Here is a 24,127-nt window from a genome sequence, read left to right as displayed (position 1 = left end):
CGTTTCTTCCCCTTTTGTGCCATAATACACAGTTCTGTTACCGCAGATCATTCATTGATCTGCTTTCTACCGCCCATTATACCTGACTTTCCATATGCATACAAGAAAAAGCAGAACCGGTGTCCTTCTAATCCGTGGCTCCGGTTCTGCTTTATACTTTCAATCTTCTGATATATGCTTCCTGTTTTGCCGTTTTATTTTTAATCCTGTTCCTCTGTTCCGAGATATGCACTCAGCAGACGAAATGTATTCATCATTCCATTTATATGACTTCTTTCATATCCATGCGATGCATAGACACCCGGTCCGATCAGTGCGTGCCGGATATCATAACCACTTTTAAGAGTTGCTTCTACGTCAGATGTATAAAACGGATACACATCTACAGCGTAGGAAATCTCATGTTCTCTTGCTGTTTTAATCAATTCCGTTGTAAGATCATAGTGATATGGTCCTCCGCTGTCTTTGGCACATATTGATACCTCTTTCTCTGTGCACGAAATCCCTTCGCCCACACAGCCCATATCAACAGAAATCACATCCGTTACATCTTCCGGGACAGATGCGCTTGCACCATGTCCGATTTCCTCAAATACTGTAAAATATTGATATACTTTTCGTTTCGGTGTCCGTTTTGTATCTTTCAGAAATTTCGCATATCCCATCAAAACCGCCGCACTTAACTTGTCATCCAAAAATCTGCTCTTGATATACCCGCTTTTTGTGATTTTCGTGACGGGATCGAAGCAGACATAGTCTCCATTATCGATTCCGAGTTTCCGGACATCTTCACCTGAGCGGACATTCTCATCCAGTACAATTTCTATATTCTGATAAGTGCGTACAGTCTGGCTGAATTCTCCATTTACGTGAGAAGACGCATTGACAAGCTGACAGGTGCCTTCGTAAACCTCTCCAAATCTGGTATAGATCCGGCAGTTTTCTGTCTCCAGTGTACTGGCACAAAGTGCTCCCACCGGCGAGAGTTTCAGTCGGCCGTTCTCTTTAATTTCTGCTGTCACTGCTCCTAATGTATCTACATGAGAGGCTGTCAGAACTGCTTCTTTCTCAGTTCCGCCAAGATCTATCAATATGCCTCCTTTGTAAGTTCTGACTGGTTCATATCCCATTTTCTGATATTCTTCCACCAGATAGTCTGTCACACGCCCTGTAAAACCGGTCGGGCTGTCGATCGCTGTCAATTCCTGTAGTTTTTCCAAAATCCATGTCTGATACTGCTCCATCTCATGATCCTCCTGTTATTTTCCTGATACTGTCAGTTTTCCCGTCCAAAGATCCGGTGCCAGTACACTCATAGCTCCCGGTTCTGTTGTATAGAGTTCATCGCCTGTCTTTTTGATGCTGCCCAGGCACTCAAAGAAATCGCCCGAAATCGTTACTTCACGAAATGTTTCTGCTTCTCTTCCATTTCGGACCACCCTTCCACCTGCAATCAGAGAAAACTTTCCCGTTGTACTGTCTGCTCCCGCAAATACTCCATCTACCCTTGTTACAAGAATGCCCTCTTTCATTTCCATTTCCAGACCGCTGCGTGAAGAAGTCTGCTCCTCTTTCATTCCCAGAACAACATTGGTAATTCCCGTCTCCACATCACTCTGAACAGACGGGCGGAATCCATTTCCTGTACTTGGCACTCCGTCTTTTTGTGCTGTCTCCCGATTGTACAGTTTCTGTACGAAAATTCCATTTTGGATCAGTGTTTTTTCTGTTACCGGTATGCCTTCATCATCTACGGTTCTGTGAATTCTTCCCTTATCAAATTCAGGGATTTCTTTCATCCAGATACCAGATGAAGCAATCTGTTTTTTCCATTTTCCTTTCAGAGGGCTGTCATCTCTTTGCAGATTTTCCGCATAAAATGCAGGCAGAAACGCTTCCAGAAGTTCTGCAGCCACATTTCCTCCAAGAATGACAGAATATCTGCCTGAAACAAGTTTCTCGCCTCCAAGCGAATTCTGTGCTTCACATATCACACGGTCTACACAGTGTTCTATCTCCATCATCTGCAGATTTTTTCCGTAAATACAGTCTGATGCACTGGATCTTGTCCCGTCTTTTCCGGCTGCAATGCGGATGTTAAAACAGTGATATCCATCTGTATCACATACACGGTGCATCTGTTCATCGATCATCCAGATTTCTCGAAAATTCTGTTCATAACAACATTTTTGAACAAGCAAAATCAGTGATGCGTCTTTTGTTTTTTCCCACGCCTTCCTGACAGTACGGATAATCTCTTCCGGTTCATTCCAGAAAAAAGAAATGTCTTCCGTTGTACACTCATCATAAATCAGGCCGGCGTTTTCTGCCTGTCCATATACCTCTGCCGATTCTTTCAGGACTTGTATAACCCGTTTCGTCTCCTCCGGATGATTGGTGTACATTCTGCTTTTCTTCCCCTTGTAGGACGCTTCAATACTGTACATAGTATCATTCATCTCTTCCTGTCTGATTGAAGCCCCGGGAAATACAGAGATCTGAACCCTTTGCGTCCGGATCATATAATAGCAGATATCCTGAAACCCTTCTCTTTTCAATGTTTCCGTCAAGCTTCTGATCTGCTCCAGCCTTTTTTCTGCCTCTGTCATACTTCATCTCCTCCGACTGTCATTTCCGCAATTTTAACGGTTGGCTGGCCTGCACCGATATAGACTGCCCCGCTCCCCGCATAGCAAAATCCCTGACCCATAGCAGGATCTGTCCCGACCATCTCCACTTTTCTTAAAATTTCTCTCCCGGTTCCAATCAACGTGGCATTGTGAACCGGGCAGACAATCCGGCCGTTTTCAATCAGGAACGTTTCATTCGTGTAAAAATTAAATTCCCCGGTTACCGGATTTACTGATCCTGCGTGAATGTTTTTTACATAAAGCCCCCGCGTTACAGAATGGATCATTTCATCCGCAGCATCCTCTCCCGGAAGCAGAAAAGTATTCGTCATTCTTGCCACAGGTGCATACCGGTAATTTTCTCTCCGTGCTGATCCGGTCGGCGGCATTCCCAGTCTCCTTCCATCCAGACGGTCCACAAGACATCCTTTTAAAATTCCCTTCTCAATCAGTACATTACGCCTTGTCGGAATCCCTTCATCATCGATGTGAAGGGATCCCCATCCACCCGGGACTGTGCCGTCATCTACCAATGTTACTTTTTCTGAAGCAATCTGTGTCCCGATTTTCCCGGAAAACTCAGATCCCTTGTCTGCCATACTGGAAGCCTCTAACGAATGTCCACAAGCTTCATGAAAGAGAAGTCCGCCAAATCCATTTGCAATAATCACGGGCATCCGGCCTGTCGGACACGGTTTCGCATGAAGTAGTGCCTGTGCAGATCTTGCTGTCTTTTCTGCCGTTTTCCGAAAATCAATCTGCCCGAAAAGTTCCATGCCTCCCATAATGCCGGGGCCTGTATAACTCTCTGCACTTTCTTTTCCATCCCGGGCAGTTGCTTTGATATAGAGGCGCATCTTCCGCCGCTCATCCTGCGTATTACATCCTTCCGTGTTGATCAGCCTGACTGTCTGACAGTCCTCTACACAGGAAGTCTGCATTCTGACAATATGTGAGGCTGCATGTTTTCCGGATTGAACACACTCTCTTAAAAGCCGGATTTTTTCTGCTGTTACAGTGTTTTTCGCCCCTTGAGTCTGAAAGATCTCCGGCTGTTTTAAAACACTTCTTTCCATATGTTCTTTTCCATCCGCCCAGTCTTTCAGAGCCGTTTTCATCATCTTAAAAATCTCTGCTTCGTCTGTATGAGATACCGCAATATACCTGCTTTGAGTTCCTCTGAGAATCCGTATTCCTGTTCCTTCTTCCTGTCCCGTCAAAATCGTGGGGGATTCCTGATTTGTCAGAGTAATCTTTGAGTATGTTTTTTCTTCTTCAAAAATTTCTGCATAATCTCCACCGTGTGTCACTGCATAGTTCAGTATTTTTTCTGCCAGTTCATATGATATCATAATCCTGCCTGCTCCTTGTTATTCGCATAGATGGCACGCCACAAAATGATCCGGTTCCACTTCCCGAAGTACCGGTGCCTCTGCAGCGCACCGCTCTGTCGCATACCGGCATCTTGTTCTGAATTTACATCCGGACGGCGGATTCAGAGGACTTGGCACCTCCCCTTCCAGCTTGATCCGGTCTTTCTCGGTATCGGCCTCCGGATCCGCAACCGGAATCGCTGAAATCAGAGCCTGTGTGTACGGATGTTTCGATGCAGAATAAATTGTTTTTTCAGGTGCCAGTTCCACGATTGATCCCAGATACATCACTCCTACACGATCGGAAATATGCTGAATCATTGACAGATCGTGAGAGATAAACAAATATGTAAGCCCCATCTCCCGCTGAAGTTTCATCAGAAGATTAACTACCTGTGCCTGAATCGAAACGTCCAGGGCCGAAATCGGTTCATCGCAGACTATAAACTTTGGTTCCACTGCAAGCGCACGTGCAATTCCAATTCTCTGTCTCTGCCCGCCGGACAGTTCATGTGCAAATCGGTTTGCGTATTCAGTATTCAGTCCGACTTTCCGCAACAGATCATTGACACGTTTTTCTTTCTCTTCTTCCGAAAGCTTCATATGAACATCCATTCCCTCGGAAATAATCTCGCCAATCGTCATACGTGGATCCAGCGAAGCATAGGGATCCTGAAAAATAATCTGTACATTTTTCTTAAAATGCAGGAGTTCTTTCCCCTTCAGTTTTGAAATATCCTGACCTTCAAAAAGAATCTTTCCCGAAGTCGGTTCATATAGACGGATCATTGTTCTTCCTGTTGTTGTTTTTCCGCATCCGGATTCTCCTACAAGCCCCAGCGTCTCTCCGTGTCTCATGCGGATGTTCACATGGTCAACCGCCTTAACATACTGCTTTCTTCCGGCCTTAAAATATTTACACAGGTCAACTGCTTCAAGAATATATTCTGAGTTTGGTGCTTTTCCCATCTTTTCCTCCATTATCGTCCCTCCCTGTCGTAAAAGGATTTTACCTTCGGTGCCTTTGGATGCATCAGCCAGCACGAAACCTTATGAGTATCAGTGATTGACGTTTCCATTGGATTTTGCTCCTTACAGATTCCCATGCAGTATTCACATCTCGAAGCAAAAGGACATTCATTCAATGGCAGAATCAGATCCGGCGGTGTCCCCTTCAGAGCATACAGTTCCTCTTTGGATTCATTTCCTTTTTTAGGTACAGAACTTAACAGCGCCCATGTATACGGATGTCTGCTCTCGTAAAAAATTTCTTTTGCGGTTCCCCGCTCCAGAATCTGTCCTGCATACATAACCTGAATCCTGTCGGCAAAATTCGCAACTACTCCAAGATCATGCGTTACGAGTATAATTGCCGTATTCATTTTTTCCTTCAGTTCACGCATCAGATCCATAATCTGCGCTTGAATCGTAACATCCAGTGCTGTTGTCGGCTCATCTGCAATCAGAATCTTAGGATTACATGCAAGAGCCATGGCAATCATAACTCTCTGTCTCATTCCTCCTGACATTTCATGCGGATAATTATCCACTCTTTTTTCCGCGCCTGGAATGTTTACCATCTTAAGCATCCGAACAGCCTCTTCCCGTGCTTCTTTCTTATTCATATTTCTGTGAAGCATCAGGCTTTCCATAATCTGTTTTCCGACTTTCATTGTCGGATTCAAGGATGTCATTGGATCCTGAAAAATCATGCTGATTTCATCTCCCCGGAAAGCATACAGTTCCTTTCCGGTCATTTTCATTACATCCCTGCCGTTACAGATAATTCTGGATTCCGGCTTAATCTCCGCAACCGGAGGTTTTAAAAGTCTCATAATGGATTTTGCCGTAACCGATTTCCCGCATCCGGATTCTCCTACAAATGCAAGTGTTTCTCCACGTTTCAGTTCAAAATCAACTCCGCGCACCGCTTTGACTTCTCCGGCATAGGTATGAAATGATACATGAAGGTTCTCCACCTCCAGGATTTTTTCATTAGTTTCCATTGTCTTTCCTCCCCGTTTATTTTCTCTGTTTTGGGTCCAGTGCATCACGTAGTCCATCTCCCAGAAGCGTGAAGGACAACATGGTAAGTGCAATCATGATACCCGGAAACAAAAGCTGATATGGATAGAACATGAAGTTCTGCTGTGCTGCCGCGCAAAGCGCACCCCAGCTTGTCTGAGGAGCCTGAATTCCCAGCCCTACATAACTCAGGAAGGCCTCCGAAAAAATATACCCCGGAATATCAAAGGTGATTGCGACAATAATCAGACTCATTGTATTCGGAATCATATGTTTTAAAATAATCCGGATCGGCGATACTCCAAGGGCATTGGCCGCCAGCACAAATTCCTGGGATTTCAGCTGCAGCATCTGCCCTCGCACAATCCTTGCAATCCCGCACCACCCGGTCAGTGTCAGCGCCACAAGCATCGTTCCAAGGCTCTTACTGTCCGTAATAACGGAAATCAGAATAACAATCAGCAGATACGGTACACTCAGGAGAATTTCTACAATACGCATCATAATATCATCAACTACACCGCCAAAATATGCGGCAATTCCCCCGTAGATCGATCCTACAATACTTGCCACAAATGCACCGACCAGACCTATGATAAGAGAAACCCGCCCTGCCTGCCATACACGGGCAAACAGATCTCTTCCAAGATTATCCGTTCCAAACCAGTGCTTCGCACTCGGTCCCTGATTGATCGCAGTATTGTCAATTTCTTCAAATTCATATCCGCTGATCATCGGTCCAAAAATGATAAAAAATATCATCACAATCAGAATCACTGCCGCCACAAGGGCAATTTTATTTTCCCGGAATCTGCGCCATGCATCCTGCCAGTAACTGATTCGTTTTCTGGCCAGCACTTCTCCGGCATTTTCATCGATCCCGATAATCGTAAACTTTTCATCCGGTATATCCGGCATCATTGCTTCATTTCTTTTGTTTTCTGCTGTCATGGCTCTACCTCCTACTGTACACGGATTCTCGGATCGAGAAGACTGTATGCAATATCAATAATAAGCTGTGCCAGAATAAACAGGCCGGCCGCAAAAATTGTCGTTCCGATAATCATGGTATAGTCACGGTCATTAATAGAGCTGATATAATAAAATCCAAGTCCCGGAATTCCGAAAATCTTTTCCACAACGAAGGAGCCCGTGAAAATACCGGAAATCTGCCCTCCAAGAAGCGTGATACACGGAAGGAATGCATTTCTCAGAACATGCTTTTTAATTACATTAAACCGGCTTACTCCTTTTGCCTCTGCCGTCAGGATATAATCCTGCCCCATCACATCAAGCATGTTGGACTTTACATATCTGGCATAGGTGGCAATCGTTCCGAAACTCATGACAACGGCCGGAAGGATGATATTTTCCGGCTGTCCCCATCCCTGGGTAGGAAGAATCTGAAGTCTTACTGCAAATACATACTGGAACAATGACGCCAGAATGAAAACCGGAACCGTAATGCCGACAATCGCAATAAACATGACAACATAATCCGGCCATTTGTTCTTCTTCAGAGCAGCAATAATTCCAAGAATGATACCGATAATCAGACCAAATATCAGTGCCAGTCCTCCCGGTACTACAGAAACCCGGGAATTCTGAAGAATTGTATCTGTGATGGAACGGCCCGGATATCGAAGTGATTCTCCCAGACTGCCTTCTGTCAACAGATTTTTCATAAAAATGATAAACTGTTCAAATACCGGCTTATCAAGTCCATAAGTTGCATAGTAGTTTTCCCTCGTTTGTTCAGGAAGATTCCTTGCCATATAGGACAGCGGATCTCCCGGAATGCTGTGCATCAGGAAAAAGGTTGCCGCTGTAATAATCAGCATAGTGATAAGCATATAAATAATTCGTTTGATAATATATTTTTTCATGTGGTATCTCCTTACTATGTTAAAAGGCCCTTATACACGGCCCGCAGAACCTTTCAGGTAAAAAAGTGCCGCCGCCAGTTGGCGGCGGCTGGCTTTTCATTTGCTATCTTCCGCTTGTATAGACCTTCTTCATGCCCATTGTATTGAACGGTGTTGTAGCAACGTTTTTAACATAAGAATATACGAATCCATGATATACTTCGTTCGTAACCGGGCAGACCGGACATTCCTCAAGAAGGATCTGCTCTGCCTGCTTATAGAGTTCTGTACGCGCCGACTCATCCATTTCCCGGGATGCCTGCTCAATCAGGCTGTCGTATTCATCGTTCTGCCAGAATGTCGGAATCGAACCTGCATCAGATTTCATAATCTCCAGCATGGAAATCGGGTCGTTGTAGTCGATTGTCCAGGACATATAGCCCATCTGATAGTCACCGGAGTTTGTCTTGGACTGGAATGTTCCCCACTCGTTCTGTTCCAACTCGATATTGACACCCAGAACATCCTTAAATTTCTGCTGGAAATATTCACCGTATGTCCGGAGCCACTGTGTGGTTCCGCCAACACTTAATGTCACCGTGATCGTTGACGGGTCATCTCCAAGTCCCAGTTCCTCCATGCCCTTTAAGAGCAGTTCTTTTGGATCCTGTTCTCCCATAATATCCTGAAGCGGATTTTCACCTACCTGTTCACGATAGAATCCATTCTCGCCTGTTGTAACCGGTCCCATTACCCAACTGTAGGACGGCTTGTGAATATCAAAATAAATCGTGCTGTTTACATCGTCCCGGTCGATTGCATAGGTAAATGCCTTCCGGATATTTTCATTCTGGAAAAGTTCATCCTGTGTATTATAGAAATGGTAGCGGACAGTTGTGTTTTCATACTCATAACTTTCCACTCCGTCCTTTTCGCTGAAACGATCGATCCACTCCGGTGTTCCCGAAGAACAGGTGTCGAGTGATCCGCTGTCAAAAGAGTTAAATACGGTTGTCTCCTCCTGAATAATCTGCCAGGTTACTTTATCCAGATATACATTGTCCGCATCCCAGTACTCATCATTCTTTGTGACTACAATTTCTGAGTTATGTGTCCACGATTCAATTTTAAACGGCCCGTTGCACACTATATTGGAAGCTTCTGCACCGTATGTATCACCGTACTGTTCTACAATATCCTGCCTTTGCGGAAGCATCGCTCTTGTATCTGTCAAAGACAAAAAGTACGGCGTCGGCTGTTCCAGTGTAATCTCCAATGTCTTGTCATCTACTGCTCTTACTCCCAGCTGATCTACGGACATCTCTCCATTATTAACAGCTTCTCCATTCTTGATACAGGTAATCAGATAGGAATTGACTGACCCGGAATCCGGATTTAGTGTCCGCTGAATACCGTATACATAATCGCCTGCAGTAACAGGCTCGCCATCAGACCATTTGTTGTCATTAAGATGGAATGTCCAGACCGTTCCGTCATCGTTGGACTCCCAGCTTTCTGCACCTGCCGCCACTCTGACATTTTCCCCGTCCTGCTCGTCCAGTCTGGTTAACGGCTCCATAATGTTCAGAAGGATACTCCAGCTGTAAGTATCATTTCCCTTGACGCTGTCCAGCGTCGTCGGATCAGACGACAAGTACGTATTGTAGTACTGCTCCGCATCCAGCTGATTTCCATCTACTGTTACATCACTGGTACCGCTCTCTTCATTGTTTCCTCCACATGCCGCAAGTGAAAGCGTCATAATACCTACAAGCATGACTGATAAAATTTTCTTTTTCATGTGTACCTCCTTACTATAATGTAAATACTTAATTTTTGTTTGTCTATAAGTATAGCACTCGCTATATAGTTTGTCTATATATAGTCAATAATAGAAGGTAAATACTATATTTCTTACAGTTTATTTCTGATTATTTTATGCATATTTGACAAATTCCTATTACTTTTATTTAACACATCACTTCGCAGAAGTATAGGGTTTACTGTACAAAAAAAGAATCCTGTCATCAGGATTCTTTTCCATCTAAAGCAGTTCCGAAAATTCCTTCTCTTTTTCGGAATCCTTTTTATCATTTTTCAAAATTTTGACTGCAGAGGTCAACAGATTTACAAGAAACATCGGTGCAGAAAGTGTATTGAGAAATGCCCGTGTCATAGACGGTACCGTCAGTGTAAAGTCTGCGAACTCTGTCACCTCCGCATTTGGGGCATCCGTAATCGCAAGGATCGTCACACGATTTTTCTTTGCGAACTCCGCAAGTTTCAGCGTCATAAAATAATAGTCCGGGAAAGATACCGCCACCATAATGGCATCTTCATTCAATTCAGAAAGCACTCCATATACTTCCTCGTTCAGTTCTGTATTGACCGCACTGGCAAAACAATTACACCCATAAAGATAATCAACCATACATTTTGCAAGTAAAAAAGAAATTCCTCTCCCGCAAATATATATTTTCTTCTTTCCAAGAATCATCCCCGCCGCTTTAAAAATCGCCTCAATATCTGTTTCTTCCCAGAACCGTACAATCATCTGGGCCTCATTATCTCCGACAGATTTTAAAAACTTTCTTTCATCTTCTGATTCGTATGCCGGAATCGTTTCCGTATAGGAGTTTTTTTCATCCAAAACATCCGTTTTTCTTTTTTCAATCGCTGTTTTTCTGAACTCGTATTTGATATCATTGAAGCCGCCATACCCTAACGACTGACATGTTTTAAGAACTGTAATCTCTGTCACCTGAAGATCGTTACTCAGTTCTTTCAGGGTAATGTATGACATCAACTGTGGATTCTGTTCCATATATTCTGCGACAATCCGCTGCTTTCTTGGCAGCGCCGCTTTTTTTTCTGCAATTACATCCAGTACATTTTTCATCTACTTATCTTACTTCCCTCTATGACAAACTTGATTTTCTTAAGTTTGACTCAAACAGTCTGTTATATCCGATCCACTCTGCCGTATTTTTATCCTTAAACAGCTCTTTCATCGTCTGCATCTTGGCATCTGTCATATCAGCCAGATTTAATGCCATGGCCTCTGCAAGTGCAGGTTTTTTCGGGGAACCATATTCCAGTTCTCCGTGATGCGCCAGAATACAGTGTTTCAGTTCGCTTGCAAGCTTTGGTGGAAATCCCGGTATTGAGCGGATTGCGTCATCCAGCATTTCCACTCCGATAATAATATGTCCAAGAAGCTGCCCGTCATCTGTGTAATCATTTTCCGGAAATGCAGACAGTTCCTTTGTCTTTCCAATATCATGATACATCGCCGCCGCATACAGGAGATCTCCACTCAGGAAATCATATGCTGCAAGATAATAGCGGCAGAGATTCAAAATACTCAACGTATGTTCCAGAAGGCCCCCGCAGAACCCGTGATGGACGCTCTTGGCCGCGGAATGATTTTTAAATTTCCGGATAAACTCCTCATCTTTTACGAAATAGTATTCAACCGCCTGCTTCAGATATGGATTTTTGATCATCCCCGCAAACTCCAGGAGCTCTTTGTACATCTCTTCCGCATCCCGGTCACTGGTCGGCATATAGTCCGACAGCACATATTCGTCTTCCTGCGCTTTTCTGAGCTGTTTGATATTGAGCTGCAGATTGTTGTTATAAGTCGTAACCTCTCCGACAATCTCCACGAAGTCCTTTTCATCATAGTCAGCGATCCCGTTGGAATTCGGATCCCAGATTTTCCCGTCCAGTGTGCCGGTTTTATCCTGCAGAATCAGGTTGTCATATGGTTTCCCGTTTCTTGTCTCTGCGCTTCTTTTTGATTTGCATAAATAAATGGCACGAATGGTTTCTCCTTCATGCAGTTCCTTGATATATCTCATTTTTTTCCTCTTTCTAAATTCATTATTCTGCCCCGGCCAGCGTAACATCAAACTGTACGTCCACATATTCCTCCGATCCTCTACGCTGTCCTTTGATCGTAATCTGACGTCCCTGCCGGTAATCCATAAGCTCTTCTTTGAGCCCCTTTAAAGTATAGATCTTGGTATCTCCGATTGCTGTAATAATGTCTCCGCTTTGAATGCCTGCCTGCATGGCCGGAGAATCCGGCATGACAGAACTTACATAGACCCCTTTTGGCATATCCTGACTGTCCGCAACGGCATCTGACACTTCGGTTCCATTGATTCCAAGGTATGCTGCAGAAATACCGTTTGAAAGGAGTTCGATCTCTTCTTTTAATTCGGAAATCGCGAAAGCGGTAATGACTCCTGACGTACCGTCTTCGTCCTCATCGATCAGCCCGATAATCTCTCCGCTTAAATCTACCAGAACTCCGCTTGCGCCTTCCACACGCACCATATCCGTCTCAATCATCTGATACTGGCCGTCACAGAGATACTGCTGTCTTTCTGTTCCGCTGACAGTCCCGAAACTTACCCCGCCCTCTGAACCGAACGGTGCGCCCAGCGCAATCACCGGATCTCCGGTGGATACAAGATTGGAATTTCCAAGCACCGCGACTGATGCCTGGATCGCTGTGTTCTGCGAAAGCCGCGACTTCTCAACCGCATAGACTGCAATTCCCAGATTCCTGTCCTGCTGTTTTAAAGAAGCCGGCACCTCGTTGCCATCGTAGAATGTAGCTGTCACTGTCTTGCCGCTCTCAAAGATACTGTCTCCTGTCAGGATCAGAAGCTCCACTCCATTGTCTGCCACAATGATTCCGGAACGGCTCTGGCTTACGCCGGCTGTCTGGCCGTCCCCGGAAGCCGGTACAGTCCCTTTGATCACAACAACACTTTTCTCCACAGTATCTGCAATCCGATTCATCTCATCTATCATCTGTTGATAATTTTCAATCGTCAATGATGGAACAGCGGCCTGCCCGTCTTCTGATTCAGTCTCATCTTCCTCCTCCGTCTGCTCATCCTGCGGAATCGTCACATTTGTCCTCGTATTTCCGATATGCTCATCTACCCATGGTTTGGCCACAACAAACCCAACACACGCCATAAGTCCGAAAATCAGTCCCAGGCCCGCGACCCTCAGAATCTTTAATGCCACCACCCGCTTATCCACCGGGGGTTTTTTGATCGTTTCCTTCAAAAAAGAATAGGAGTCTTTTTCTTCCTTCTTCTCATCATCATCTTGAAATTGGGCAGACATCGTATTTCTCCTTTTTAATCCCTTTTTATAGTATACCGTAACACCTCCCAATGTTCAATATTTAACCTTTTTTTCTCCTTTATTTTAGAAGGCAAATAGGGTAAAATGATATTTGACAAAGTATGTATAGACAGGGGATTTTCATGAATACGAAAACATTACGTAAATTAGAATATGATAAAATTATACAGCTCCTCGCAGATCATGCCGCATCGGAAAGCGGAAAAGAGCGCTGCCTCAGTCTTCTTCCCCAGACGGACTTGTCTGTGATTGAGCAAATGCAGGAAGAGACCGCCGCAGCGTTTACCCGGATCGTCAAGAAGGGAATGCCCTCCTTCGGAGGATGTGTCCCGGTGGAAGCGTCGTTAAAGCGTCTGGATCTGGGGGCTTCACTCAGTGCCGCCGAGCTTCTTGCCATCGGGCGTCTGCTGGAATGTGCAGGCCAGGCGAAAGCATACGGCCGGCACGATACTGTCGATGAAGTACCGGACTGTCTGGATTCTTATTTCCAGCGCCTGGAACCCGTATCCAGGACTGTTTCCGAAATACGGCGCTGTATTCTGGAAGAAGATGTGATTGCAGATGATGCCAGCAGCAATCTTTTAAAGATCCGCCGCAGTATTCAGGCTTCAGGGAGCAGGATTCACTCCACCTTGAACAGCATGGTAAACGGTTCCATGCGCAATTATCTGCAGGATGCCATTGTAACCATGCGCGGGGATCGTTACTGCCTTCCGGTCAAGGCCGAATACCGCAGTCAGGTCAAGGGAATGATCCACGATCAGTCCTCCACCGGTTCTACCTTATTTATCGAACCGATGGCGGTCGTAAAACTGAATAATGATCTGATGGAGCTTCATGCAAGGGAGCAGGAGGAGATTCAGGTAATTCTTGCAAATTTAAGCACAATGGCTGCGGAACACAGCGATGAGATCCGCGTCGATTATGAAATGCTGACAAATCTGGATTTCATTTTCGCAAGAGGAAGCTTTGCTGTTGATTTAAATGGTTCCCGCCCGGTATTTAATCAGGAGGGGCGGATTCACATCCGCGAGGGACGACACCCGCTCCTTGACAAGACCAGGGTGGTCCCGACCACGATCCGCCTCGGTGACGAGTTTGATCTTCTGATTGTCACGGGGCCGAATACCGGCGGAAAGACCGTCTCTTTGAAGACAACCGGACTGTTTACTCTTATGGGTCAGGCGGGACTTCACATTCCGGCGCTTGACCGGTCGGAGCTTTCAGTCTTCACAGAGGTGTATGCAGATATCGGAGATGAACAGAGTATTGAGCAGAGTCTTAGTACCTTCTCTTCCCATATGACGAATATCGTTTCTTTTCTGGAACAGGTCGATGAGCGTTCTCTCGTCCTGTTCGATGAGCTTGGCGCCGGGACAGACCCGACAGAGGGAGCAGCCCTTGCCATTGCTATTCTCTCAAGCCTCCACAGACGTGGAATCCGCACGATGGCTACCACACACTACAGTGAGCTGAAAGTCTTTGCGCTCACTACCGAAGGCGTAGAAAATGCCTGCTGTGAGTTTGATGTGGAGACCCTCCGCCCGACATATCATCTGCTCATTGGAATTCCGGGGAAAAGTAATGCATTTGCCATCTCAAAGAAGCTCGGTCTTTCAGATGAGATTATTGAAGAGGCCCGGACGCACCTGAGTGATCAGGAAGAGTCCTTTGAAGAGCTGTTAAGCGATCTGGAACACAGCCGCCGTACAATTGAAAAGGAGCAGGCGGAGATTCAGGCTTACAAAGAGGAACTGGAAATGCTCCGCAAACGTACAAAAGAAAAACAGGAAAAGCTGGATGCCCAGAGAGACCGGATCATTCGGGAAGCCAATGAAAAGGCCGGTCGTATCCTTCAGAGTGCAAAAGATTATGCGGATGAAACTATGCGTAATTTCCGTAAATTCGGAAAGGAAAATATTTCTGCATCCGAGATGGAAAAAGAGCGTGAAAAACTACGCCAGAAGATGGCAAAGACCTCTTCTTCCGTTTCTCTGGAAAAGGCAAAACCAAAGAAGGCTTATAAGCCGTCCGACTTTAAACTTGGCACCGCCGTCAAGGTGCTCAGCATGAATCTGACCGGAACTGTTCATACTCTTCCGGATTCAAGAGGAAATGTAGAAGTACAGATGGGAATTCTCCGGTCCAAGGTTCCGATCACTGATCTGGATATCATTGACGAACCGGTTTCCTATGTTTCCAAACAGACACGCCGCACTTCATCCGGAAAGATGAAGATGGGCAAATCACTGAGCGTGAGCCCGGAGATCAATCTGATCGGCCGGACGACAGACGAAGCGGTAGCTCTTCTGGACAAATATCTGGATGATGCTTATCTGGCACATATCAGTCCGGTCCGTGTCGTACACGGAAAAGGAACCGGCGCACTCCGCAATGCTGTCCATCAGTATTTAAAGAGACAGAAACATGTCAAATCCTACCGTCTCGGCGCTTTTGGCGAAGGGGACGCGGGAGTTACTATTGTAGAATTCAAATAGGGAGGAAGTTATGACTACAAAACAGAAAATTTTAATCGTAGACGATGATGAAAATATTGCCGAATTGATCAGTCTCTATCTGACAAAGGAATGTTTTGATACCCGCATGGTCTATGACGGAGAGGAGGCGCTGAAGGCTTTTGATTCCTATCAGCCGAACCTGATCCTTCTCGACCTGATGCTTCCCGGCATTGACGGTTATCAGGTCTGCCGGGAAATCCGTTCCAGATCCAACGTACCGATCATCATGCTTTCAGCCAAAGGGGAGGTCTTTGATAAAGTACTCGGTCTGGAACTCGGTGCCGATGATTATATCATCAAGCCGTTTGATTCCAAGGAGCTTGTGGCCCGTGTCAAGGCTGTGCTCCGCCGTTACCAGCCGGCAAAGCCGGAAAGTCCGGACCCGTCAAAGGGAAAATGTGTCGAATATCCGGGAATTTCCATCAATCTTACCAACTACTCCGTAGTTGTCGATGGACAGCGCGTGGATATGCCGCCAAAGGAGCTTGAACTTTTATATTTTCTTGCCGCTTCCCCGAATCAGGTCTTTACAAGAGAGCAGCTTCTTGATCAGATCTGGGGATATGAATACATCGGGGATACCCGTACCGTGGACGTCCATATCAAGCGTCTCCGTGAGAAAATCAAAGATCACAGCGGGTGGGGCCTCAGCACTGTCTGGGGAATCGGATACAAATTTGAGGTAAAATAAACAATGCACAGCAATCTCTACCTGAAATTTATCATATTGTATATTATTTTCGGTTTTTTAAGCCTTTTCACAGCTGCCACACTTGGAGCACAGCTTATTCTCGATACCATCCGTGACGAGGATGCATCCAGGCTGTACCGGGAAGCAACCATTCTGGCAACCGACTACCTTACTGATTATTATTCGAAAGAGACTACCGCTTCTTCGACGAGGGCAATGCTGAACGGAGTCAATGTCTATCTGGAAGCGGATCTCTGGCTTACGGATACAGAGGGAAATGTATTATTGTCCGTTTCCTCCTCCGGCTCCGCCATAGTTCCGGAGCAGATCCGTGACTTTGATCCGGCGGAATCCGGAGGTGAACAGTATCTGACCGGCGATTATCATGGATATTATTCAGAAGAAGTTCTTACCATGATTGTCCCGGTAACAGAAGGATTTTCCACAAAAGGATATCTTATCGTACATAAGCCGGTCTCCTATTTCGAGGATCAGCAGCACAGCATCATGCATTCCGTTTATATCACTCTGGCTGTCATTTATCTGCTTTCGTTTACAATCTTCCTCGGTATTCATCTGATTATTTATCTGCCTCTGCGCAAGATTACGGAAGCTGCCAAACAGTACGCCTCAGGGAATCTGGACTATGAGATCCCGGTAAATTCACAGGACGAAATCGGATATCTTTCCGCTTCGCTGAACTATATGTCCGCTCATCTCAAAGATATGGAGGATTATCAGAAAAAATTTGTTGCCAATGTGTCGCATGATTTTCGATCCCCTCTGACTTCCATCAAGGGATATGTGGAGGCAATTGCCGATGGTACAATCCCGGTGGAGCTTCAGAGTAAATATCTGGGTATTATTCTCTTTGAAACGGAACGTCTGACAGACCTGACACGGGATCTTCTGACGCTTAATGAATTTGATACAAAGGAGCTTCTTCTGAACAAGGAATCCTTTGATCTCCATGAAATGATCAAGCAGGTAGCCGCCTCCTTTGAAGGAGCCTGCACATCCAGGAAAATATCCATCGAACTCCTGCTTGCTTCCAGGGTCCTCTACGTCCATGCTGATCACAGCAAGATCCAGCAGGTACTTTACAATCTGCTGGATAACGCCATCAAATTCAGCAATCCACAGTCTACAGTCACAGTGGAGACAACGGAGCGGGGAGAGAAAGTTTTTGTTTCTGTTAAAGATTATGGAATCGGTATTCCGAAAGAAGATCTCAGTAAGATCTGGGAGCGTTTCTACAAAAGCGATCTTTCCCGCGGAAAAGACAAAAAAGGAACCGGCCTTGGTCTTTCCATAGTCCGCGAGATTATTCAGGCACATAATGAAAATATCAATGTTATCAGTACGGAAGGAGTCGGAACGGAATTTATCTTTTCCCTCCCGAAGTCAGATGGCGGCAAATAAGTTTTCGTCACAAATTTACACCCCAAAAAACGGGCGGATTCCTTCTCCTTCAAAGGAATCTGCCCGTTTTATTGTTCGGTTTCCGCTTTATATTTTAAGAATTAGTACAGCATGTTTTTGATTGCTGTCTCTTCCATATTGTCCTGTGTTACCCATGCATAGCCGGTATCGACGTTTGCCTCATTTGCCATATCAAGCGCCGATCTTGCTGCAGCTACTACTGTAGCATAGCCCATACCGTATGGATTCTGTACGATCAATCCATCGACCTTGCCGTCCTCGAGCGCCTCTGTCAGTGTCTCTCCTCCATCGAATCCAATCAGCCGGATGTCATCACTCTCTGATGCTTCACATGCGTCAATGAGCATCTTGGTCGTCTCTTCATTGGCTCCAATGCATCCTTTTGCATTAGGGTGGTCCGCCAGAATCTGCTGAATCACCTCTTCGTCTGTCACATCCTCTGCTGCTTTGCCCAGTTTCCCGGCAGTCTCTTCTTTCATACTGTCCAGCTCGTCCATGTAATAGATATCGGAAACTGTAATATCCGGGTACTGTGACTGGAACTGGCTGATCATTCCCGCCTCTCTTTGCTTGGCAGAACCGGAAGTATTATCCTGAATGAAAAGAAGTACTTCTCCCTGTTCGTCTAACAGACCGGCCATTTTATCCGCCGCCGTAGCGCCGGCCTCCTGATTGTTCGTGGAAACAAGCATAAGCCCTGGATAATCACTCGGAGAATCCACCCCGATAACCGGAATATTATTTTCCGTAGCCAGATCAAACTGTACCTCACATGCGGTTTTGTCTATAACCGCAATACCGACAGCAACCGGATAACGGTCCAGCTCTTCATCCAGAATATTAATCTGCTCGTCCACATCTCCTTCATGTCCCGGAGCATTATATGTTACCTTGATTTCATCTCTTCCACTGTATCCCAGGGCTTCGTTCAGTTGGTCCACAGCATCTTCAGCCCCGCGTTTTACTTCATCCCAATATTCGGAATCTTCAGATTTCCCGATGATGGAGATATAACTTCCTTTCTCCAGATTCAGACCTTCTACCGTACTGTAAGCCTGCGGCTGAATCATGTTAAGTTTTGTCTGATCTGCTGACTCTTCTTCTTCCTGACCGAGTACCACGCTATCTTTATCGGACGTACCCTTCCCTGCACAGGCTGCCGTTGAAACTGCCGCGCAGAGCATGACTGCCATGACTGCGATCTTTTTTTTCATCGTTCTTTCTCCTGTTAATTGAAATTTACTACCCTACACTATACACCAATTTCAGGGAAAAAGCATAAAGTTTTTCTTAATTTTTCTCGCTGCTCCCGCTGAATATTTCTTTTGTACTAAATTAAAACCACGAATTTGCTTGTATAATGAATTTTTTTGTATTAAAATAAAATCACCATATAACATGGAATGTTTAGAATAAAGGAGGATACATACTATGGCACATGTAATTAGTGATGAATGTGTAAGCTGTGGAGCTTGCGAAGCAGAATGCCCGGTTGGCGCTATTTCTCAGGGAGCAGATCATTATGAAATCGATCCGTCTGCTTGCGTAGATTGTGGTGCTTGTGCAGCACAGTGCCCGACAGGTGCTATCTCCGCTGAATAATTTCAGTTTGTTTAATACTTTTGAATGCATGAATGAAAATGCCGTCATCCATTTGGTTTTGGGTGGCGGTATTTTTTCCCTGTTTCTTTTTCCACCGCCTCCTTTCGCCGGAATCCGCCATGCCTTCCGGGTTTCCTGTCCGAATCCGTCGAGAAGTTTTTCGGAATTCTTCCCCACAATATGTTATGATAGAAGTGCAGCAAAAGTGTATAAAAAAATTAACAGGGGGTTGTTGTATGGGCGAGGTTCAGTATATGATTTCAGAAGCTGCCAAGCGCACGGGCGTGGACGAGCACCTGCTCCTCTACTGGGAAAAGAATTTATCTCTTCCGTGCGGCCGGACTGAAAACGGGCATCGTTACTATACAGACGAAGACATACGGCTGTTTGGCTGTATCAAAGAACTACTAGAACAAGGTATCCGGATCGGAGATTTAAAGGAAGTCATCCCGGATATTTTACATACGAAAGAGGCTTTGCAGAAAAGAGTAAAGGAAGAGACACCGGAATCCCTTCTGGCGTCCGTCCTGCGCTCTGTACTGGCGGAAAACAATCCGATCCTCGAAAAACAGATCAGTGAGACGATCACAAAACAGGTATCCCAGAATATGAGTTTCCTGCTCCAGGCGAAAGAACGCCAGGAAGAAGAACGCTACAGAAACCTGGATCAGCTGATCCGCCAGCAGCAGCTCTACCGGAAAGAGAGTGTCAGGACCGCTCCGTCCCGCTTCTTCCACAGACTGCTCGGTGAAGCCTGAATCTATAAATGCTGCCACACGGTAAGAACTCTGTTTGCTCTTACATGTGGCAGCATTTTTATCGTTCATCCTTCCGAAGGAAGTTTGCAAATTTGGTATAATTCGGAAGCCATGTCAGCTCCACGGTTCCAATCGGGCCGTTTCTCTGTTTTGCGATGATGATTTCCGCAATGTTCGGCCGGTCTGTATCTTTATGATAGTAGTCGTCACGGTAGATAAACATAACCACGTCGGCATCCTGCTCGATCGCTCCGGATTCCCGGAGGTCGGAGAGCATCGGCCTGTGGTCCGGTCTCTGTTCCACCGCACGGCTCAGCTGTGACAGTGCAATCACCGGAACATTCAGCTCACGGGCGAGTGCTTTCAGTGAACGTGAGATATCGGAAATCTCCTGCTGTCTTGACTCGCTTCGGCCTCCCACACTTCCGCTCATCAACTGAAGATAGTCGATGATAATCAGTTCCAGATTGTGTTCCAGCTTATACTTTCTGCATTTGGAACGCATCTCGGAAATGGAGATACCAGGCGTATCGTCGATGATCAGATTGGAGCGCCCGATGATGCCGGCTCCTTCAATCAGCTTTTCCCAGTCCGTATCTTTGAGATTTCCGGTACGTAGCGACTGGGAATCAACCTGGGATTCCAGAGCGAACAGACGGTTTACCAGCTGTTCCTTTGACATCTCCAGACTGAAGATCGCCACTGTCTTCTCCACTTTAAACGCAACATGCTGCGCAATATTCAGTACGAATGCCGTCTTTCCCATGGACGGTCTCGCCGCCACAAGAATCAGATCCGACGGCTGCAGTCCCGACATCTTATAGTCAAGATCAATAAATCCTGTCGGAATACCGGTTACGGTTCCTTTACTCTTGGATGCTTTTTCGATCTTGTCAAGGGCATTTAAAACTACCTGGCGGATCGGAACATAATCTCCTGTATTTCTCTTCTGAATCAGCTCAAAGACATCTTTCTCCGTCTTCTCCAGAATTCCTTCCAGCGGTTCTTTTGCCAGATAGCATGTATTGGCAATGCCTTCTGTCAGCCGGATCAGCTTTCTTAACATTGACTTTTCCGCCACGATATCCGCATAATATTTGACATTGGCGGAGGTGGAAACCGATGTCAGAAGCTCACGCACGAATTCCAGGCTCTGGATTTCTTCGGGCACGTCTTTCTCCCGGAGTCTGTCCTGAAGCGTAATCAGATCTACCGGCTTCCCTTCATTGTAAAGCTCTACAATGGAATTGAATACCACACCGTAGGTGGTCTGGTAAAAATCTTCTCCGCTGATGATCTCGGACGCCGTCATGATCGCTTCTTTGTCCATCAGCATCGCTCCCACAACAGACTGCTCCGCCTCGATGCTGTGCGGCAGGACTCTCTTAATCAAAGCCTCTTCCATCTTGAATTCCTCCCGTCATCTTGCTCTCCAGGCGATCGGCCTATTCTTCCTGAACAGATACTTTCAGTTCAGCGGTCACTTTTGTATGAAGTCTGACCGGAATCCGGTGCATGCCAAGTGACTTCACCGGCTCTTTCATCTGAATCTTTTTCTTATCAATGTCATATCCCAGCTGCTCCTTGACTGCTGCCGCGATTTCCTTGGAAGATACGGAGCCAAATGTCTTTCCCCCTTCTCCCGTTTTCATCTTCAGTACTACTTTTTTATCTTCTGCCTCGATTTCCTTTTTCAGGGCTTCCGCTGCTTCCAGCTGCTCCTGTGCAATCTTGGCATCATTCGCTTTTTTCAGTTTCAGGTCGTTTAAGTTCTTGCTTGTTGCTTCCACTCCCTGTTTTTTCTTCAGGATGACATTCCGTGCGTAGCCGTCGCTGACTTCCACGATCTCACCCTTTTTTCCAAGTGACTTGATATCTTCCAGTAAAATTACTTTCATACTGTGATGTCTCCTCCTTCAATCATATCATCGATGACCTGTTTGAGCGTTTCGATGTCGCCCTCCAGATCCGTATTTTCAAACTGAGCGCCGGCAGTATTAATATGTCCTCCACCGCCGATCCGCTCCATGATGATCTGTACATTGATCTCATCAATCGAACGCGCGCTCACATAAACTTTTCCGTGATATTCTGTCAGAACAAAGGCTGCCTTTACCTGACTGATATTCAGAAGCTCGTTGGCCGCCTGCGCTCCTACAATCGTCGGACTCTCAATATCTTCTCCTGCTCCTTTTGCAATAATAAAGCATTCTCTGTAGATCTCAGCCTGACCGATAATCGCTGCCTTTGCCCGGTATGCTGCCAGATCATCCCTGAAAATCTTATGTACATGTGTAATATCCGCGCCGCTTCTTCTCAGGAATGCCGCCGCCTCAAAGGTACGGACGCCGGTCCGGTTCGTAAAGTTGTTCGTATCAATCATGATCCCTGCGTAAATGCAGTTTGCCTCGATCGGGTCGAGCTTGATATCGTCCGAAATATACTGCAGAACTTCCGCTACCATCTCGCATGTGGATGACGCATACGGCTCGATATAGGAAAGCACCGCGTTCTCAATTACCTTGCTGCCCTGCCTGTGATGATCAAGCACCGCAACCGTCTTCACCATTCCAAGAAGCTCTTCACACTCCGTAATCGGAGGCTTATTTACGTCCACGACAACAACCATTGTATTATCATCCACAAGCCTCAGCGCTTCCTGGGAACTGACAAACATATCCTCCGGATAGTGGTCATTTTCCATGAACTCATTATAAAGCGGTCTCAAAGATACCGTAATCTCATTGATTACAATATGCGCCTTCTTTTCCAGACTTTCCGCAACCTTGTAAATTCCGATTGCCGCGCCAAAAGAGTCTGAATCTCCAAGCTTATGTCCCATGATCAGCACCTGATCCTTGGCAATCATGAACTCTCTGAGCGCCTCTGCCTTTACTCTTGCCTTTACTCTTGTGTTTTTCGACATCTGCTCACGCTTGCCGCCGTAGTACTTGATGCCGTCCTGGTCTTTAATGACCGCCTGATCCCCGCCTCTTGCAAGCGCAAGATCGATCGCCACACGGGCATAGTTATAGCTCTGTCCATAGGTGTCTTCGCTGAAGCCAAGACCGATACTGAGTGTCGCCGGAATCTTGTTCCCGACACTGATTTCTTTTACATCATCGAGAATGGAAAAATGGTCTTCCTCCATTTTGTGGAAATAAAAGTTTTTTACAATAATGAAATAGCGGTCTTTTTCAAGCTTCTTGACAATTCCATCCATCCTTGCCACATACTGGTTGATCTTACGGTCAATCAGCGCAATCAGCAGGGACTGCCTTACTTCCTCGACACTTTCGATAACCTCGTCATAGTTATCAATATAGATCAGTCCTGCCACCAGCTTCTGGTCTTCAATCTCAGCGACAGCCTGATTCAGGTCTGTAATATCATTCATATAGAGGGTAACAAAATACTCTTTCCCCTCCGGCAGTTCAAGAATCGGTTCTTTCTGGCTGAATCCGGATACCGGAACCTTCCGCAGATCCACTGAGTAATCCCGTCCCATATAGGTGACTTCAAGCCGTACCGTCTCCTTTTCCTCTTTTGGGAATACGCTCCTGTTAAGTTCCGGAATATACTTGCTCAAGTAGGTATCCGGTCTTAGTCCAGGTCCGATCACTTCGGCAAACTGGCTGTTCCCCCACAGTATCTTTCCATCATCCATCAGGATGGCATATGGAATCGACAACTCTCTGAGCAGAATGTCCTGTACCCCGCCGTACTGAGTGGCAAACTCCACAAGCTCTGCCATAAGCAGGGACCTGTTATAAAAATACAGGATAAACGCAATAATCGCATAGACGATGACGAATGCACTCATCAGAAAACCTGCACTTTGATCAACCATGTAAATCCAGATATTCATGGCAATCAGGAGAATCGTCATAATCGCCGGCCATTGCATATACAACTTCAACTGGCCTTTAAAATGAATAGTTCCTTTTTTGTTCATCTCTACGTCCTCAAATCCAAAAGTTGCAAGGTTTATTATACCACTTTTCAGCGCTTTTTTAAAGCGGTTTATCCGTTTTGGATCTCCTGAACGG

General features: G+C 45.8%; 20 protein-coding genes. 5 read left to right on the top strand and 15 right to left on the bottom strand.

Annotated features, from left to right (window positions below; genetic code table 11):
- Positions 1–200 precede the first annotated feature (200 nt).
- The 11 genes from H6A32_RS02175 to H6A32_RS02125 form a co-directional block, all read right to left on the bottom strand.
- Positions 201–1,244: a M42 family metallopeptidase gene (locus H6A32_RS02175; RefSeq protein ID WP_087251773.1), complete on the bottom strand. Its 1,044-nt coding sequence runs from the start codon at positions 1,242–1,244 to the stop codon at positions 201–203.
- Positions 1,245–1,259: 15 nt separating this feature from the next.
- Positions 1,260–2,609: a metallopeptidase TldD-related protein gene (locus tag H6A32_RS02170; protein ID WP_204863637.1), complete on the bottom strand. Its 1,350-nt coding sequence runs from the start codon at positions 2,607–2,609 to the stop codon at positions 1,260–1,262.
- Positions 2,606–3,982, bottom strand: coding sequence for a TldD/PmbA family protein (locus tag H6A32_RS02165; protein WP_204863636.1), 1,377 nt, complete (start codon positions 3,980–3,982; stop codon positions 2,606–2,608). The genes H6A32_RS02170 and H6A32_RS02165 overlap by 4 nt, the downstream gene beginning before the upstream one ends.
- 18 nt (positions 3,983–4,000) lie before the next feature.
- A complete protein-coding gene (locus tag H6A32_RS02160) occupies positions 4,001–4,984 on the bottom strand; it encodes an ABC transporter ATP-binding protein (RefSeq protein WP_242958815.1) in 984 nt (327 codons plus the stop codon).
- A complete protein-coding gene (locus H6A32_RS02155; protein WP_087251913.1) occupies positions 4,984–6,009 on the bottom strand; it encodes an ABC transporter ATP-binding protein in 1,026 nt (341 codons plus the stop codon). The genes H6A32_RS02160 and H6A32_RS02155 overlap by 1 nt, the downstream gene beginning before the upstream one ends.
- Positions 6,010–6,025: 16 nt before the next feature.
- Positions 6,026–6,946, bottom strand: coding sequence for an ABC transporter permease (locus H6A32_RS02150; RefSeq protein WP_087251914.1), 921 nt, complete (start codon positions 6,944–6,946; stop codon positions 6,026–6,028).
- A 44-nt stretch (positions 6,947–6,990) separates the two neighbouring features.
- Entirely contained in the window at positions 6,991–7,914 is a 924-nt protein-coding gene (locus tag H6A32_RS02145) for an ABC transporter permease (protein WP_204863635.1), read from the bottom strand.
- A gap of 103 nt (positions 7,915–8,017) precedes the next feature.
- On the bottom strand, positions 8,018–9,694 hold the full coding sequence (locus H6A32_RS02140) for a peptide ABC transporter substrate-binding protein (protein ID WP_087251777.1): 1,677 nt from the start codon (positions 9,692–9,694) through the stop codon (positions 8,018–8,020).
- A 243-nt stretch (positions 9,695–9,937) separates the two neighbouring features.
- Positions 9,938–10,792, bottom strand: coding sequence for a MurR/RpiR family transcriptional regulator (locus H6A32_RS02135; RefSeq protein WP_087251778.1), 855 nt, complete (start codon positions 10,790–10,792; stop codon positions 9,938–9,940).
- A gap of 19 nt (positions 10,793–10,811) precedes the next feature.
- On the bottom strand, positions 10,812–11,756 hold the full coding sequence (locus H6A32_RS02130) for a 3'-5' exoribonuclease YhaM family protein (RefSeq protein WP_204863634.1): 945 nt from the start codon (positions 11,754–11,756) through the stop codon (positions 10,812–10,814).
- A 22-nt stretch (positions 11,757–11,778) separates the two neighbouring features.
- On the bottom strand, positions 11,779–13,044 hold the full coding sequence (locus H6A32_RS02125) for a S1C family serine protease (protein ID WP_204863633.1): 1,266 nt from the start codon (positions 13,042–13,044) through the stop codon (positions 11,779–11,781).
- A gap of 143 nt (positions 13,045–13,187) precedes the next feature.
- Between H6A32_RS02125 and H6A32_RS02120 the strand changes: the two genes are divergently transcribed.
- From H6A32_RS02120 to H6A32_RS02110, 3 genes are read left to right on the top strand one after another with little or no spacing between them, the layout of a single operon-like run.
- Positions 13,188–15,563 (top strand): endonuclease MutS2, encoded by a 2,376-nt coding sequence (locus tag H6A32_RS02120; protein WP_204863632.1) that lies wholly within the window; start codon positions 13,188–13,190, stop codon positions 15,561–15,563.
- Between the two features lie 10 nt (positions 15,564–15,573).
- Positions 15,574–16,275 carry a response regulator transcription factor gene (locus H6A32_RS02115; RefSeq protein ID WP_118637583.1) on the top strand — a complete coding sequence of 234 codons (702 nt, stop codon included), beginning with the start codon at positions 15,574–15,576 and terminating at the stop codon, positions 16,273–16,275.
- A 3-nt stretch (positions 16,276–16,278) separates the two neighbouring features.
- Positions 16,279–17,697, top strand: coding sequence for a sensor histidine kinase (locus tag H6A32_RS02110; RefSeq protein ID WP_204863631.1), 1,419 nt, complete (start codon positions 16,279–16,281; stop codon positions 17,695–17,697).
- A 101-nt stretch (positions 17,698–17,798) separates the two neighbouring features.
- Here the strand turns inward: H6A32_RS02110 and H6A32_RS02105 are convergent, their stop codons facing one another.
- Entirely contained in the window at positions 17,799–18,932 is a 1,134-nt protein-coding gene (locus H6A32_RS02105; RefSeq protein WP_204863630.1) for a substrate-binding domain-containing protein, read from the bottom strand.
- A 217-nt stretch (positions 18,933–19,149) separates the two neighbouring features.
- On the opposite strand from H6A32_RS02105, the gene H6A32_RS02100 reads away from it, so the two are divergent.
- Together H6A32_RS02100 and H6A32_RS02095 are read left to right on the top strand one after the other, a co-directional pair.
- A complete protein-coding gene (locus H6A32_RS02100; RefSeq protein ID WP_087166697.1) occupies positions 19,150–19,320 on the top strand; it encodes a DUF362 domain-containing protein in 171 nt (56 codons plus the stop codon).
- Between the two features lie 236 nt (positions 19,321–19,556).
- Entirely contained in the window at positions 19,557–20,078 is a 522-nt protein-coding gene (locus tag H6A32_RS02095; RefSeq protein ID WP_087251782.1) for a helix-turn-helix domain-containing protein, read from the top strand.
- Between the two features lie 58 nt (positions 20,079–20,136).
- Here the strand turns inward: H6A32_RS02095 and dnaB are convergent, their stop codons facing one another.
- The 3 genes from dnaB to H6A32_RS02080 are packed head-to-tail and all read right to left on the bottom strand — an operon-like array spanning position 20,137 to position 23,997.
- A complete protein-coding gene (gene dnaB, locus H6A32_RS02090; RefSeq protein WP_087251783.1) occupies positions 20,137–21,483 on the bottom strand; it encodes a replicative DNA helicase in 1,347 nt (448 codons plus the stop codon).
- 40 nt (positions 21,484–21,523) lie between these two features.
- Positions 21,524–21,976 (bottom strand): 50S ribosomal protein L9, encoded by a 453-nt coding sequence (gene rplI, locus H6A32_RS02085; RefSeq protein ID WP_087166694.1) that lies wholly within the window; start codon positions 21,974–21,976, stop codon positions 21,524–21,526.
- Positions 21,973–23,997 (bottom strand): DHH family phosphoesterase, encoded by a 2,025-nt coding sequence (locus tag H6A32_RS02080; protein ID WP_346342223.1) that lies wholly within the window; start codon positions 23,995–23,997, stop codon positions 21,973–21,975. The genes rplI and H6A32_RS02080 overlap by 4 nt, the downstream gene beginning before the upstream one ends.
- Positions 23,998–24,127 lie beyond the last annotated feature (130 nt).

Source organism: Drancourtella massiliensis, from assembly GCF_016900655.1.
Taxonomy (GTDB): Bacteria; Bacillota; Clostridia; order Lachnospirales; family Lachnospiraceae; genus Sellimonas; species Sellimonas catena.
Note: the sequence above shows the minus strand (reverse complement) of the source record. Positions and strands in the feature narration are given on the sequence as shown.